Genomic DNA, 15,047 nt, shown 5'->3' on the forward strand with positions numbered 1-15,047 from the left:
TTACTCCTTATACTCTAACATCATATTATATAGTGTACCACCAGCTGGAACCATTGGTAGAACATTTTCCATTCTGTCTATATGTACATCTATCATAGCTACTTTTTTACTTTCAATTGCATCTTTTAGTGCTTTATCAAACTCTTCTTTTGTTTTAACTCTATATCCAACTCCACCAAAACTCTCAACAAGTTTAACAAAATCGGGTTGAATTTCAATATCAGTTGAAGAGTAACGCTTATCATAAAAAAATGTTTGCCATTGTCTAACCATACCTAAGTATTGGTTATTTAAAATTATATTTACAACAGGTATATTATACTCAACGGCTGTCATAAGCTCTTGAATATTCATTAAAATTGAGCCATCACCTGTAAAGTTTACTGAAACTTTATTTGGATTTGCTCTTTTAACTCCCATAGCAGCTGGAAGTCCAAATCCCATAGTTCCAAGTCCACCACTAGTTATAAACTGTCTTGGGAAACTAAATGGGAAAAACTGAGCTGTCCACATTTGGTGTTGACCAACATCAGTTGTTACAAAAGCTTTACTTCCTAACGTTTCTCCAACTCTTTGTATAACCCATTGTGGTTTTAAAACTTCAGGGCTATCTTCATATTTTAAAGGATGGATTTCATTATATCTATTTAGTAAATCTCTCCAACTTTTATATTTGCTTGAATCAACTTTTTCTTTTGCTAATGGAATCATGCCTTCAACAACATTTTTTAAATCACCAACGATTGGATAATCAACATTTACAAGTTTTCCAATACTACTTGGATCAATATCTACATGAATTATTTTTGCATGTTTTGCAAATTCGCTAAGTTTTCCTGTAACCCTATCATCAAATCTAGGACCAAAAGCTATCATAAGATCAGCTTCACTCATAGCCATATTTGCACTATAACATCCGTGCATTCCTAGCATTCCAAGAAGTAATGGATTATCATCCTTCATCGTTCCTCTTGCCATTAGTGTCTCAACAGCAGGAATTCCAGTTACTTTTGCAAACTCTATTATGGCTTCACTTGCTCCTGAATTAATAGCACCTCCACCAATATATAAAACTGGTCTTTTAGCATTTGCAATAGCTTCAACAGCTTTTTTTATTTGCCTTACATTACCTTTGTAAGTAGGTTTATAAGTTTTCATTTTTATAGTTTCTGGATAAACAAATTTTCCTATTTGAGCTGTTACATCTTTTGGTATATCTATATGAACAGGTCCAGGTCTTCCACTTCTTGCGATATAAAATGCTTCTTTTAATATTCTTGGTAAATCTTCTACTTTTTTTACTAAATAGTTATGCTTAACACAAGGTCTACTAATTCCAACAGCGTCAATCTCTTGAAAAGCATCTGTTCCAATCATTGTAATTGGTACTTGTCCACTGATGACAACCATTGGTACTGAATCCATATAAGCTGTTGCAAGTCCTGTTACAGCATTAGTAAATCCAGGTCCACTAGTAACAAATGCTACTCCAACATCTCCACTACTTCTAGCATAACCATCAGCTGCATGAACAGCAGCTTGCTCGTGTCTTGTCAAGATATGTTCAAAAAAGTTTTGCTTGTAAACTTCATCGTAAACATTCATTATAGCACCACCAGGATAGCCAAAGACGACTTTAACATTCTCCCTTTTTAATGCTTCAACAACCATTTGGGAACCGTTTAACTCCATGACTTCTCCTTTGCTAATTTTAAAAGTCGTTTATTGTACCCAAAAGAAGATAAATTTTGTATTATTCAGTTCAATTTAGGTAGCAATATACTAAATAGGTTCCCATTTTACAATATTTTAGCTTATTAATTCCCAATCTTTAAAAACAGGTTGTTGTCCTTTGCTTTTAATGATATTTACAATTTCTTTGACATCTCTATCATCAGAGATATCAAATTGAGCAGTTGATTTATCTTTTCCACTGTATCCACCAACATCAGTTTTTGAGCCAGCTGAAAATTTAGTAACTCCTAAATTTATTAGATTATCTCTAAAATTTGGTTTTTCTCTAGTTGATATGTTTATCCCACACATTGGCATAAAAAGCCTGTAAGCTAACATGAATTGCACAAAAGTCTTATCATCTAAAGTATATTTTGGAATAAAATTACCTTCAGCCCTATTGATTCTAGGCAGTGATAAAGAAATTTCAATATCCAGGTATTTATCCATCAGATACTTAGCGTGAAGACCACTTAAAAAAGCTTCTTTATGGATGTCTGCTAAGCCAAATAAAACTCCAATGTTAATTGCTCTAAAGTTAGCTTTAGCTCCTCGCTCAGGAGCTTCAAGTCTATACATGTAGTTTGTTTTTTCTCCTGAAGTGTGAACTTTAGCATAAATGTTTTTATCATAAACCTCTTGGTAAATAGTAAGCCCATCTACACCTAAGTTTTTAAGTTCACTATACTCACTTGTTTCTAAAGGATAAATTTCGATAGAAATTGAACTAAAGTATTTCTTTAAAACTCTAACAGCCATCTTTAGATAATCTAAATCAGCTAAATGCTTAGCTTCTCCAGTTAGAAGAAGTATGTGTTTTATACCAGTTTTTGCTATCTCTTTAGCTTCAATTTCAATCTCTTCTTCATTTAAATGTTTACGCTTAATTTTATTTTTTTTACTAAAACCGCAGTACTCACAATTGCTTGAACAATAATTGGAAATATAAATAGGTAAATACAATTGAATTACATTACCAAAATGTCTGATCTTATGTTTTCTTGCAATTATTGCCATTTGTTCTAAATACTTAGAAGCTTTAGGGCTAAGTAAATTTAAAAAATCAAAATGATTTAGATTTTCTTTCTCTAAAGATTTTTCTATATCTAAATCTGAAACATTTTCGAAATATTTAGCAACATCAAAATTTTCATACTCTTTTAAGACATCAGCAAAATTACTATATGATTTTAAATCATTCATTTAAAAAACCAGTTAAAGGTGATGAAGCACTTGCAATTTCATTTTCTTCTGCAAGTTTTGCTAAGTATGCTAATCTTCCAGCTTCTACGCTTAATTTAAATGCCTTAGCCATAATTGCTGGATTTCCAGCATTTGCAATAGCAGAGTTTACTAAAACCGCATCTGCTCCAAGCTCCATCGCTTCTGCTGCTTGAGAAGGTTTACCAATACCAGCATCTACTACTATTGGAAGGTTTATATTTTCAATTAAGATTTTAATCATTTCTCTTGTTTGCAAACCCTTATTTGAGCCTATTGGTGAGCCAAGAGGCATAATTGCAGCTGCTCCAGCTTCTTGCATTTTTTTTGCAGCAATCAAATCAGGCATCATGTAAGGTAGAACAACAAAACCATCATCAGCTAGGATCTTTGTAGCCTTTATAGTTTCTTCGTTGTCTGGGAAAAGATATTTCATATCATTAATAATCTCAATTTTTATAAAATTTCCACACCCTGCTTCTCTTGCGAGTCTTGCAATAGTAACAGCTTCTTGATGATTTCTAGCGCCAGAAGTATTTGGTAATAAAACAATATCTTTTGGTATAAAATTTAATATGTTTTCTTCTTCCATATTAAAATCAACTCTTCTTAGAGCAACAGTAATCATCTCTGACTTACTTGATTCCAAAATTTTAGGTATCCAGTTCTTATCAGGAAATTTTCCAGTGCCTGTAAAAAGGCGGCTATTAAATTCAACGCCGCCTAATATTAGTTTATCACTCATCTTACTTGTAAATCTCCCCACCAGCCTTTTTAAAGTTTTCTGCTTGCTCTTGCATACCAATTTCTAATGCTTCTTTTTCATCTTTGGCACCAATTTCTTGTGCATAATCTTTTACATCTTGAGAAATTTTCATAGAACAAAATTTTGGTCCACACATAGAACAAAAATGTGCAACTTTTGCATTTTGAGCTGGCAGTGTATCATCATGATATTCTCTAGCTCTATCAGGGTCAAATCCTATATTGAATTGATCATACCAACGAAATTCGAATCTAGCTTTACTCATTGCATTATCTCTTATTTGCGCACCTGGCAATCCTTTTGCTAAATCTGCTGCATGAGCTGCAATCTTATAGGTAATAATTCCCTCTTTTACATCTTCTTTATTTGGAAGACCTAAATGCTCTTTTGGAGTAACATAACAAAGCATTGCTGTTCCGTACCAACCAATTTGAGCTGCACCAATTGCTGAAGTTATATGATCATATCCAGGTGCAACATCAGTTACTAATGGTCCAAGTGTGTAAAAAGGAGCTTCAAAACAATCTTCTAATTCTTTAGTCATATTTTCTTTTATTTTTTGCATAGGAACATGACCAGGACCTTCTATCATGACTTGAACATCATGTTTCCAAGCGATTTTAGTTAATTCACCGAGAGTTTCAAGTTCTGCAAACTGAGCTTCATCATTTGCATCATAAATTGAGCCAGGACGAAGTCCATCACCAAGTGAAAAAGCTACGTCATAAGACTTCATGATTTCACAAATTTCTTCAAAATGCTCATATAAAAAACTTTCTTTGTGATGATATAAACACCATTTAGCCATGATTGATCCACCACGAGATACAATCCCAGTCAATCTTTTTGCTGTCATTGGAACATAAGCAAGTCTAACACCAGCATGAATAGTAAAGTAATCAACCCCTTGTTCAGCCTGCTCGATTAAAGTATCTCTAAAAACTTCCCAAGTTAAATCTTCTGCAACACCATTAACTTTTTCTAATGCTTGATAAATCGGAACAGTACCAATTGGAACAGCTGAATTTCTTATGATCCACTCTCTTGTTTCATGAATGTTTTTTCCTGTTGAGAGATCCATAACAGTATCAGCACCCCATCTGGTAGCCCAAATCATTTTTTCTACTTCTTCTTCTATTGATGAAGTAGTTGCTGAGTTACCAATGTTAGCATTTACTTTAACCATAAAGTTTCTACCAATAATCATAGGTTCAATCTCAGGATGGTTAATATTTGCAGGAATTACAGCTCTTCCAGCTGCTACTTCATCTCTTACAAATTCAGGAGTATAAATTTCTGGTATATTGGCACCAAAAGCTTCTCCTTTATGTTGTGCCCCTAGGATATTGTTTTTTCTTGCAAGTTCTAGGTTGCAATTTTCTCTGATAGCTATATATTCCATTTCGGGAGTAATTATGCCTTGTTTAGCATAATACATTTGGCTGACATTTTTGCCTTTTTTTGCTCTTCTTGGCTTTTTTATATTCGGAAATCTAAGAGAATTTAACTCTTCATTTTCATATCTCTTATGGAAATACTTTGAAGAAAAATCTTCTAACTCTTCGGTATCATCTCTTTCTAAAATCCAATTTTTTCGTATCGACTTAAGACCAACATGAAGATCAATGTTTTCATTTGGATCAGTATATGCCCCTGAAGTATCATATACATGTAAAGGTGGATTTTCTTCTATACTACCATCACTTTTTTTTGTCTCACTAAGAGTTATCTCTCTCATAGGTACTTTTATATCTTCCCTTGAGCCACTTAGATATATTTTTTTTGAATTTGGAAAATTTTCCACATACGCTGAATTTACTTTTTCTAGGTTGTCGAGTACTTTACTCACTTTATCTCCTTTTCCTACGCCCGCATTACCGGGATCAGGTTCACTAGAACTACATTAATAGCTCTCTTAGGGTATTATCTCAGCCATTTATACAATCCTAAATAAAAGTAACGCATAATAGCGTTTCTTTGGTCTAGGATGGGTATACGCAGCACCCCCACAGACAATGATACGAGAAGTGAATTATACTCTTAGTAGCAAAAAATAAACTTAAAAGAAAATTTTGTATAAAATTTTTATGATACGACTTCTTCTAGAATTTAACTAGAAGAAGTCGTATGTATATGCAGTATTATAAAGAAACTCCAGCAATTTCTAAAGCTGATTTTATATACATTTCTCTCATCTTTTTATAAATAGGTCCAGGTTTTCCATCACCTATTTTTTTGCCATCAAGCTCTACTATAGGTAAAACAAAAGTAGTAGCACTTGATAAAAATGCCTCATCTGCTTCATATGCTTCTTCAGGAGTAAAAGGTCTTTCAATAAGTGGTATATTATGGTTTTGAGCTAACTCAACAAGCAATTTTCTTCTAATTCCAGGTAAAATTGAATTTGACAAAGGCCTAGTAATGATTGCGCCATCTTTTACAATATAAGCTGATGATGAAGTACCTTCAGTTACAAATCCATTTTCAACCATCCAACCTTCAAATGCACCAGCCCTATGAGCCTGTTCTTTGGCTACACATTGAGCTAAAAGAGCGATTGATTTTATATCTCTTCTTTTCCATCTAATATCTTCAACTGTAACAACTTTAACTCCATCTTCTGCTTGTGGATTGTCTATGACATTTTTTTCAAAAACAAATGCCATAACAGTAGTTGGTGTATCACTTGGATAATAAAATTGGCGAGGAGCAACACCGCGAGTAACTTGCATATATACTCCACCCTCTTTTAAATTATTTCTTTTGATTAGTTCATTAATCATGACTAAAAATTCATCTTTACTAATAGGCCATGCTAGGTCTATTTCTCCCAAACTTCTCTCAAATCTTTCTAAAAATGGCTCTTTATCTAGTACAACAGAATTTACAACAGGAACTACTTCATAAACTCCATCTCCAAATAAAAATCCTCTATCAAAGATTGAAACTTTAGCTTCATCTTTTTTTAGATACTCTCCATTTAAAAAAACAATATCACTCATAATATTTTCTCCATAAAAATTTATACAAGTTTATACCAAATTACCTAAAATTAAACTAATTCAAGTTTTTTTTGATAGAATTCAATAAAAAAAGGATAAAAAATGCTATTGGGTGTTAATATTGACCATATTGCAGTTTTAAGGGAAGCTAGAAAGATAAATGATCCAGATCCATTAGATGCAGTTAGTTTAGTTAAAAGAGCAGGTGCAAATCAAATTACGATTCATTTAAGAGAAGACAGAAGACATATCAATGATTTAGATGCATTAAGGATCATTGAAAACTCACAACTTCCTGTAAATATGGAATGTGCAATTGATGATGAAATTATTGATACTGTAATAGATATGAATCCTCATAGAGTTACATTGGTTCCTGAAAAAAGAGAAGAAGTTACAACTGAAGGTGGACTTGATTTGATAAAAAACTTTGCAAAAATTGATGAAGTAAGTAAAAGACTTCAAGAAGCAAATATTGAATTATCAGTTTTTATAGATCCAAATATGTATCAAATCAAAATGGCAAAAAGTTTAAATGCACAGTGGGTGGAGCTTCATACTGGAAGTTATGCAAACATATACGCAATGCTATTTTCAAATCTTAAAAATACACCTCATTCTATAAAAGAGTTAGATTTACCAAGAAATGAGCTACATGTAAAATTAGAGGCTGCACTAAATGAGTTAAAAGAATCAGCAAAACTAGCAGACTCTTTGGAGTTAAAAGTTGCAGCTGGGCATGGACTAAACTATCAAAATGTTAATGAAATAGTAAAGATTCCAGAAATTATTGAACTTAATATTGGCCAAAGTATCATCGCAAAAAGTGTGTTTGTAGGCTTTAAAAATGCTGTAAAAGAGATGATTGATTTATGCAAAAGATAGCTATTAGCATTGGGGATATTAATGGCATTGGGCTTGAGATTGCTTTAAATTCACACGAAGAGATTAAACAAATTTGTAAACCAATATACTGTATCAATAAAACCATGCTTGAAAAAGGTGCAAAACTGTTAAAAAAAGAGATTCCAAGTGATTTTACATGTAGTGAGTGTGGAGATGTATTTGAAATCACTCCTGGAGTTAGCACTAAAGAATCTGGAGAATTTTCTTACACTAGTTTTTTAAGAGCTATAAATCTAGCAAAAAGTGGTGAAGCTGATGCCATTGTTACACTTCCAATTAATAAAGAATCATGGTCAAAAGCAAATGTTCCATTTATTGGACATACTGATGCTTTGAGTAAAAAGGCTATCATGATGCTTGGTTGTGAAAAATTATTTGTAATCCTTTATACCCATCATATCCCAATCAAAGAAATAGCAAAAAAAATCAAAACTAAAAAGCTAAAGAAATTCTTTTTAAAAGTTTATGATTCTTTACATGTAGAAAATATAGCAGTACTTGGATTAAATCCTCACGCTGGAGATAATGGAGTTATTGGAGATGAAGATAAAAAGATAAAAAAAGCAATTAAAAAGGCAAACAAGAAGTTAGAAAAAGAGATATTTCATGGTCCAATGGTACCTGATATTGCATTTACAAAAAGAAATAGAGAAAAATATACTCATTTTGTCTGTATGTATCACGACCAAGGATTAACTCCACTTAAAGCATTGTATTTTGATGAAAGTATCAATGTAAGTCTAAATACTGGAATCATTAGAACTTCTGTTGATCATGGAACGGCTTTTGATATTGCATATAAGTTTAAAAAACCTTTAAATATAAGTTTTATAAATGCAATCAAATATGCAATTAAACTTTCCTTAAGATAAATAGTGACATAATACAAATAAATTATTAGTATTACTCAATAAGGAGAATATTTTGAAAATATTACTAATGGTACTCGTATTTGTTACTACACTTCTTGAAGCACATTTTCAAGCGATACTGCCTCAAAATGATGTTGTTACTTCTAGTAAGAAACAAAACATTGAGTTAAAGTTTATGCATCCATTTGAGCAAAACTATATGAATATGGCAAAACCAGATTTCTTTGGTTATTTTTTGGATGGTAAAAAAGTTGATTTGACAGATAAATTAACATCCGAAAAGATAGAGGGATATCAAGCTTGGAGCTATAAAACAAAGTTTAAGGATATTGGGGATTATATCTATTTTGTTGATCCAAAACCATATTTTGAACCTAGTGAAGGCAAATTTATCCATCATATTACTAAAACAGTTATTGATGCTTACAATGCTGGTGAAGGTTGGGATGCAAAGCTTGGGCTAAAAGCAGAGATTGTACCACTTGTTAGACCATATAGTTTATATAGCGGAAATATTTTTAAAGGAGTAGTTTACTACAAGGGAAAACCAGCTTCAAATGTAACTGTTGAAGTTGAATACTTAAACAAAGGCAGTAAACTAAAAGCACCGACAGACAATCATATAACACAAGTTATAAAAACTGATAAAAATGGAATTTTTAGTTTTGTTATGCCAAAAAGTGGATGGTGGGGATTTGCAGCACTCATTGATGATGATGTAAAAATTAAAAAAGATGGAAAAGAGTATCCTGTTGAACTTGGTGCTGTTTATTGGCTTAAAACTTACGAGATGAAATAATGCATATTAGTGAAGGAATTTTAAAACCAGAAATTCTTATAACAGGAGCAGTTATATCTACGGCTATAACTGTTTATGCTCTTAAAAAGCTTAAAAACGAAGAGATACCTTTGGTAGCAGTTTTTTCTGCACTGTTTTTTATTGGCTCATTCATACATATACCAGTAGGTCCAACATCAGTTCATTTGGTACTAAACGGCATAATAGGAGCGATACTAGGCATTAGAGCTTTTATATCAATTGGTATTGCTCTTTTGTTACAAGGTTTAATGTTTGGATATGGTGGTGTAAGTACACTTGGAGTAAATGTTTTTAATATGGCAATTCCAGCACTTTTTGCTTATGCTATTTTTTCTTTACATGTAAAGAGTAGTTGGCTTAAAAAAATGCAGTATTTTTGTGTAGGTTTTTTACCAGTTGCACTCTCTGCACTTATGCTATCTCTTGCTCTTGCTTTAAATGGTGATGCGCTAATCTCAGCTGCAAAAGTTGCTTTTATCTCAAATGTACCTGTTATGTTCATAGAAGGTTTTATCACAATGTTTGCTATTTTATTTTTAGAAAAAGTTTATCCTAAGATTTTTAGGAGTATTAAATGAGAATATTGTTTTTATTTATACTTCTTTTAAATTCTTTATGCGCACATAAGCTTTATGTCTTAGGAGATGACGATGGAAAAACTCTACATGTAAAGAGTTATTTTACAAAAAGCTCTTTTTGTCAAAATTGTCAAGTAAAAATACTTGATAAAGATGAAAAGGTATTATTTGAAGGCAAAACTGATACCAAAGGTGAAGCAGACTTTCCATTTGTTTCAAAAAATGTTTATATTGATGTAGTTGGCTCAATTGGACATAAAAATAGAGTTTATTATGAAAGTGAAAATGATTTAATTTCAGAAGATCAAAATGAGTCTTTATGGCGAATTTTTATGGCATTAGGTATTATTGCATTAATTTTTTCAGCCTTGAGGTTTTTAAAAAGGTGATATCTTCATCGTTTGGTTTAATTAACACTATAATATACAGTTTTGGACTATCTTTTTTTAATCAAGTATACGTTAGTCTTTTTATTCCTACATTGTTGCTAATGATAATTAAAAGAAAAGCTTTATTAGGAATATTAAAAAAAGTGCTCTTTTTAAATATATTTATAGCTATCATGGTAATAAGTAGCATAATTCACAAAGATTATAACTATGCTTTGTTGATTGGACTAAGAGCAAATGCTATTATTTTATTTGCTCTATTAACATTTCACAATAAATCATTTTTTGAAATTGCAGGAGCTTTACAAAGTTTGAAATTTCCTGATAAATTAGTATCTTTGTTTTTCTTTGTTGGCAAATTTATAATAATCATAAAAAATGAGCTTGATATTACTAAAAAAACACTAAAAGTTAGAAATTTTAAATCTAAAACAGATTTATTTAGCTATAAAGTATATGCAAATATTATTGGTATGCTTATCGTTAAATGCTTTGATAGAGCAGAAAAGTTAAAAAATAGTATGATTTTGAGAAATTTTAATGGCAAAATTTATCAATCAAAAAAAGACAAATATACAATATTGGATTTAGTTATATTTTTTAGTGTAATTTTTTCCCTTATCTTTGCAAAGGTTAGTTTATGAGCTGTTCAGTTACTTTAACAAATTTATCTTATGGAAATGATGAAAAGATACTTTGTAAAAATATAAATTTAAATGTATCTCACAAAGAAAAAATAGCAATCATAGGGCCAAATGGTTGTGGAAAAACAACTTTGCTTGATATTATTGCTGGATTAAAGAAAAAAAGTAGTGGTTCACTTGAGATTTTTCACAATAAAATAAATAGTGAAAAGGATTTTAAACCTATAAGAGATTTGATAGGCTATCTTTTTCAAAATTCGGATAATCAATTTTTAGCACCAACTGTTTTAGATGATGTGGCATTTTCTCTTTTAAGTGGTGGTATGGATGAACAAAAAGCTTTGTTAAAAGCAACTATGATGTTAAGAGACTTTGGAATTGAGCATTTAAAAGATAAAATCATTTATAACCTGTCTGGAGGAGAAAAAAAGCTTGTAGCTCTAGCTGGAGTTTTGGTGACTGAGCCAAAGCTTATGCTATTGGATGAACCAACTAATGGACTAGATAAAAATGTTCAGTTAAAACTTGTTGAGATATTAAAAAGTATAGATAAAAGCATCATAATTGTTTCCCATCATAGAGAATTTATCGATTCTATTGTAGATAGAATCTATGAAATCACGGACGATGGCTTAAAGCTTGTTGCAACTCTAAAAGACGCTCCAAAGCATCATTCTCATTAGAATTATCTATAACATAATCAACTTTCGATGGTTTTTTATAAACCTTATCATAGTAATCAACAAGTAAAATTTCGGCCACTTTAGCCAAATCACCTTTTTTGTAAAATTCTATTGCTTCAAGTCTTGAATTTTTCTTTATATAAGGCTTTATTTTTTCCATAGAATTATAAAAATACTCATCATCAATATTTACATAATCTTTGAGTATTCTTTCAACCCTTTGTTCAAGTGGTGCAGTAATTTCAACTCTAATACTATTTTGAATTCTTTCGTAAAAAAGATCAGATTGAATGATTGAGCCTATTTTTTTACTCTCACCCTCTACAAAAATCCAAGCATTTTGATCTATATTTTTTAATTGGTACGCTAAATCATTTTGAAACTGTTTTTGTGATGGTTGAGCTCCATTCATAAGACCAAAAGTTGAGCCAAAATGATTTGCTAGAGCTTCAAGGTCGAGACTAGGTTTTAACTTTCTTATTAACTCACTCTTTCCACATCCTGTATTTCCACCAAGAGTTATAAAATTTTTGTGAGGAAAATCTTCTAAATAATCCAAAACATATCTTCTATAGCCTTTATATCCATTTTCAATCTTATAAACTCTATAGCCAGTAAAAGACAAAATAGTAGCAATAGAGGTTGAGCGAAGCCCTCCTCTAGCACAATAAATTCCTATTTTACTTCCAATTTTAAAATTTTCACCAATATATTTTAAGTGTTCTGAAGCATTTTTACATATATAACTAGCTCCCAATACTTTTGCTCTGTTTTTTGATTTTCTAACATACATAGTACCTATTTCTTCATGCTCATTATCATTTAGTGCATATAAATTACGAGCATTTGGCATGTGTGATTCATTAAATTCTTTTGGGCTTCTAGCATCAATGATTAAATCAAAATCACTTGCCATAAATTCATCGGCTAAGATTTCTTTTAACATAGATTTTTTTCTACAATTTTCTTAAGTTTTTTGTATATTTCATGAAAATCAGTTGAGTAAACCCTAGTATTTGAAATTGAAGTAATGAAGTTCGTATCTTTTTTCCATCTAGGAACGATATGATAATGAACATGCTCGCTAATACCAGCACCTCCAGCATCTCCTAAATTCATACCAATATTTACTCCTTGTGCTTTAAAGTCATTTTTAAGTATTTTTACTGATTTTTGTACATACTCACTCATCTCAAGCCATATTTGCTTATCGAGCTTTTCAATAGCATCTACATGTAGATTTGGAACAACCATAAAATGTCCAGGTGTATAAGGGTATTTGTTCATAATTAAAAAACAATTTTTACCTCTAAAAAGTACACCTAATTCTTCATCTTTGTCTTGATGTTTTATAGCATAGCAAAAAGGACAACCTACATCTTCATTTTTGATGTATTCATCTCTCCAAGGAGCGTAAAGATAATCCATCAGACTTTTACCAATTCTTTTAAAGCAACAGAAATATTTTCTTTTCTCATAAAATGCTCACCAATCAAAAAGGCATCTGCTCCAACTTTACTTAGATGCTCAATTGTTTTTTTATCATTTAAGCCACTCTCAGCTACTATAATTTTAGTATTTGGGATAAGAGGCATAAGTTTTTCAGTCAAATTCATATCCATTTCAAAAGTTTCTAAATTTCTATGATTTATACCTATGATATTTGCTCCTGCAAATATAGCTTTTGTCAAGTCTTCTTTATCGTGAATCTCAACTAGTGCTTCTAATCCCAATCTCCAAGCATACTCAAGCAATGATTTTAACTCTTTTTTACTAAGAGCCTTTGCAATTAAAAGTATAAAATCAGCTCCATAAACCAAAGCTTCTAAAACTTGATACTCATCTACAATAAAATCTTTTCTTAAAAGCGGAGTTCCAACATATCTTCTAATACCTGTTAAATACTCTATGTCACCTTTAAAAAAATGAGGTTCAGTTAAAACACTAATAGCACTTGCCCCACCACTTTCATACTCTTTTGCTATGAAAAGTGGATCAAAATCTTCTCTTATTATACCTTTACTAGGGCTTGCTTTTTTTACTTCAGCAATAATCCTGTAAGGATTTTCTTTGGTAGCTTTTAGATAAGGTTTTACATCTCTTGGCATAAATGGATTAAAAGCAAGACTTCTTCCTAGCCAATCAAGACTATATTTTGCCTTTCTTTTTTCTAAATCATCTTTTGTTTTTTTAATTATCTCATCTAAAATCATTTATTTTTACCTTTACTACATTCATTTATCTTTTTCCAATGCATAATTATTTCTTCTTCTTTAGAGCCTTTTACAAGTTCATCCATGATTTTTTTGGCTTCCTTACACTTTCCAATTTTATAATATCCCCATGCTAAAGAATCCAAGTAAAATGGAGAATCTGGTTCTTTTAATAAAGCTTCCTTGACTAATTTTATTCCTTTTTTAGCATTTAAATCATGATCAATTAAAAGATATCCGTAATAATTCAAATAAAGAGGCTCATATAATTTTGAAATCACTTTTTCAAATTTATCTGATATAGAATTTAATCTTTTTTTGTTTATACCATCTTTGTATGTTTCATACTCATAAATTGCCATTTTCCCTAGATAATCTATTTTATTAGTATCTTTATATAGTTTTCTTGCAATCTTATATGCATTTTTAAAATCTTTTAGAGATACATATATATCAAGTAACATTTCTTGATTGTAACCACTTTGCTTTAAAAAGTTAATTGCACCATCTCTATCTTTTTTATACATGTAAAGCTCGACAATCTTTTTTGCAAAATCATCATCTTTGTATCTTTTATAGAGTTTTTTATATGTTGAAATTATCCCATCAATATTTTTTTCTTTGCCATATATCTCAATGAGTTTAAAGCATGTTTTTTCATCACAAGATTGCATTCTGATATGAGTTTCAAGAAGTGCTATAGCATCATCTTTTTTATCTAAATAATTATATAAAATCTCTACTATATTTAGTAATGAACTTGAATCTTGCTCTTGTTTATATGCACTTTCAAAATACTTCAAAGCTAAATCATATGATTTCATTTGAAAATATATACTTCCAGCTATCTTTAAATATGTCGTTGACTTATTCTTTTTTAAAAGTTCTAAAATCTTTTTTTCTGCTTCTTTTAAATTACCTTGTCTTGTTAAAAATCCAATTTCTATTCGCTTTAATTCTTCATTTTCTGGTTCTTGTTTTAGAGCTTCTTTTAAAAGTTTTTCAGTTCTTTTCATATCTTTTGATAAAAATGAAATCTTTGCAGATTCAATCAAATAGTTTATCTTATGTGATTTTTCATATAGCGTATTATAAACTTTTATAGCGTTTTTTATATCTCCATTTTGCTGATACTCTAAAGCTAAAAGTATAAGATAATCTTCATTTTCAAAGCTTTTTTTACCAATTTTACTACTTGGCTCTCTCAAAGAACATCCCG

General features: G+C 30.8%; 16 protein-coding genes. 7 read left to right on the forward strand and 9 right to left on the reverse strand.

Going from position 1 to position 15,047, the window contains the following annotated elements; all coding sequences use genetic code 11:
- The 5 genes from ACKGJI_RS05955 to dat all read right to left on the reverse strand — a co-directional run bounded on the left by ACKGJI_RS05955 (position 1) and on the right by dat (position 6,723).
- A complete protein-coding gene (locus tag ACKGJI_RS05955; protein WP_458699334.1) occupies positions 1-1,692 on the reverse strand; it encodes an acetolactate synthase large subunit in 1,692 nt (563 codons plus the stop codon).
- A 117-nt stretch (positions 1,693-1,809) separates the two neighbouring features.
- A complete protein-coding gene (gene thiH, locus ACKGJI_RS05960) occupies positions 1,810-2,937 on the reverse strand; it encodes a 2-iminoacetate synthase ThiH (RefSeq protein WP_458699336.1) in 1,128 nt (375 codons plus the stop codon).
- Complete coding sequence (locus tag ACKGJI_RS05965; RefSeq protein WP_458699338.1) at positions 2,930-3,700, reverse strand: HisA/HisF-related TIM barrel protein; 771 nt, start codon at positions 3,698-3,700, stop codon at positions 2,930-2,932. The genes thiH and ACKGJI_RS05965 overlap by 8 nt, the downstream gene beginning before the upstream one ends.
- Before the next feature lies 1 nt (position 3,701).
- Positions 3,702-5,570, reverse strand: a complete 1,869-nt coding sequence (thiC, locus tag ACKGJI_RS05970; RefSeq protein WP_458699340.1) for a phosphomethylpyrimidine synthase ThiC — start codon at positions 5,568-5,570, stop codon at positions 3,702-3,704.
- 292 nt (positions 5,571-5,862) lie between these two features.
- On the reverse strand, positions 5,863-6,723 hold the full coding sequence (gene dat, locus ACKGJI_RS05975) for a D-amino-acid transaminase (protein ID WP_458699342.1): 861 nt from the start codon (positions 6,721-6,723) through the stop codon (positions 5,863-5,865).
- A 102-nt stretch (positions 6,724-6,825) separates the two neighbouring features.
- On the opposite strand from dat, the gene ACKGJI_RS05980 reads away from it, so the two are divergent.
- From ACKGJI_RS05980 to ACKGJI_RS06010, 7 genes are read left to right on the forward strand one after another with little or no spacing between them, the layout of a single operon-like run.
- Positions 6,826-7,608: a pyridoxine 5'-phosphate synthase gene (locus tag ACKGJI_RS05980; RefSeq protein ID WP_458699344.1), complete on the forward strand. Its 783-nt coding sequence runs from the start codon at positions 6,826-6,828 to the stop codon at positions 7,606-7,608.
- Positions 7,596-8,501, forward strand: coding sequence for a 4-hydroxythreonine-4-phosphate dehydrogenase (pdxA, locus tag ACKGJI_RS05985; RefSeq protein ID WP_458699346.1), 906 nt, complete (start codon positions 7,596-7,598; stop codon positions 8,499-8,501). Before ACKGJI_RS05980 ends, pdxA begins: the two co-directional genes overlap by 13 nt.
- Before the next feature lie 52 nt (positions 8,502-8,553).
- The gene (locus tag ACKGJI_RS05990; protein ID WP_458699348.1) at positions 8,554-9,300 is read left to right on the forward strand and encodes a DUF4198 domain-containing protein; all 747 of its coding nucleotides are present in this window, start codon (positions 8,554-8,556) and stop codon (positions 9,298-9,300) included.
- Entirely contained in the window at positions 9,300-9,899 is a 600-nt protein-coding gene (gene cbiM / locus ACKGJI_RS05995) for a cobalt transporter CbiM (RefSeq protein ID WP_458699350.1), read from the forward strand. The genes ACKGJI_RS05990 and cbiM overlap by 1 nt, the downstream gene beginning before the upstream one ends.
- On the forward strand, positions 9,896-10,288 hold the full coding sequence (locus ACKGJI_RS06000) for a hypothetical protein (RefSeq protein WP_458699352.1): 393 nt from the start codon (positions 9,896-9,898) through the stop codon (positions 10,286-10,288). Before cbiM ends, ACKGJI_RS06000 begins: the two co-directional genes overlap by 4 nt.
- A complete protein-coding gene (locus tag ACKGJI_RS06005; protein WP_458699354.1) occupies positions 10,219-10,932 on the forward strand; it encodes an energy-coupling factor transporter transmembrane component T family protein in 714 nt (237 codons plus the stop codon). Before ACKGJI_RS06000 ends, ACKGJI_RS06005 begins: the two co-directional genes overlap by 70 nt.
- Positions 10,929-11,615, forward strand: a complete 687-nt coding sequence (locus ACKGJI_RS06010; RefSeq protein WP_458699356.1) for an energy-coupling factor ABC transporter ATP-binding protein — start codon at positions 10,929-10,931, stop codon at positions 11,613-11,615. The genes ACKGJI_RS06005 and ACKGJI_RS06010 overlap by 4 nt, the downstream gene beginning before the upstream one ends.
- Here the strand turns inward: ACKGJI_RS06010 and mnmH are convergent.
- Genes mnmH through ACKGJI_RS06030 form a run of 4 tightly spaced genes read right to left on the reverse strand, consistent with a single transcriptional unit; the run spans position 11,551 to position 15,036 of the window.
- Positions 11,551-12,561 carry a tRNA 2-selenouridine(34) synthase MnmH gene (gene mnmH / locus ACKGJI_RS06015; protein ID WP_458699358.1) on the reverse strand — a complete coding sequence of 337 codons (1,011 nt, stop codon included), beginning with the start codon at positions 12,559-12,561 and terminating at the stop codon, positions 11,551-11,553. The genes ACKGJI_RS06010 and mnmH overlap by 65 nt on opposite strands.
- Positions 12,555-13,043: an HIT family protein gene (locus ACKGJI_RS06020; protein WP_458699360.1), complete on the reverse strand. Its 489-nt coding sequence runs from the start codon at positions 13,041-13,043 to the stop codon at positions 12,555-12,557. Before ACKGJI_RS06020 ends, mnmH begins: the two co-directional genes overlap by 7 nt.
- A complete protein-coding gene (gene trpC / locus ACKGJI_RS06025; RefSeq protein ID WP_458699362.1) occupies positions 13,043-13,828 on the reverse strand; it encodes an indole-3-glycerol phosphate synthase TrpC in 786 nt (261 codons plus the stop codon). The genes ACKGJI_RS06020 and trpC overlap by 1 nt, the downstream gene beginning before the upstream one ends.
- Positions 13,825-15,036: a tetratricopeptide repeat protein gene (locus ACKGJI_RS06030; RefSeq protein WP_458699364.1), complete on the reverse strand. Its 1,212-nt coding sequence runs from the start codon at positions 15,034-15,036 to the stop codon at positions 13,825-13,827. The genes trpC and ACKGJI_RS06030 overlap by 4 nt, the downstream gene beginning before the upstream one ends.
- Positions 15,037-15,047 lie beyond the last annotated feature (11 nt).

The sequence above is a fragment of the Sulfurospirillum sp. 1307 genome (genome assembly GCF_054408545.1).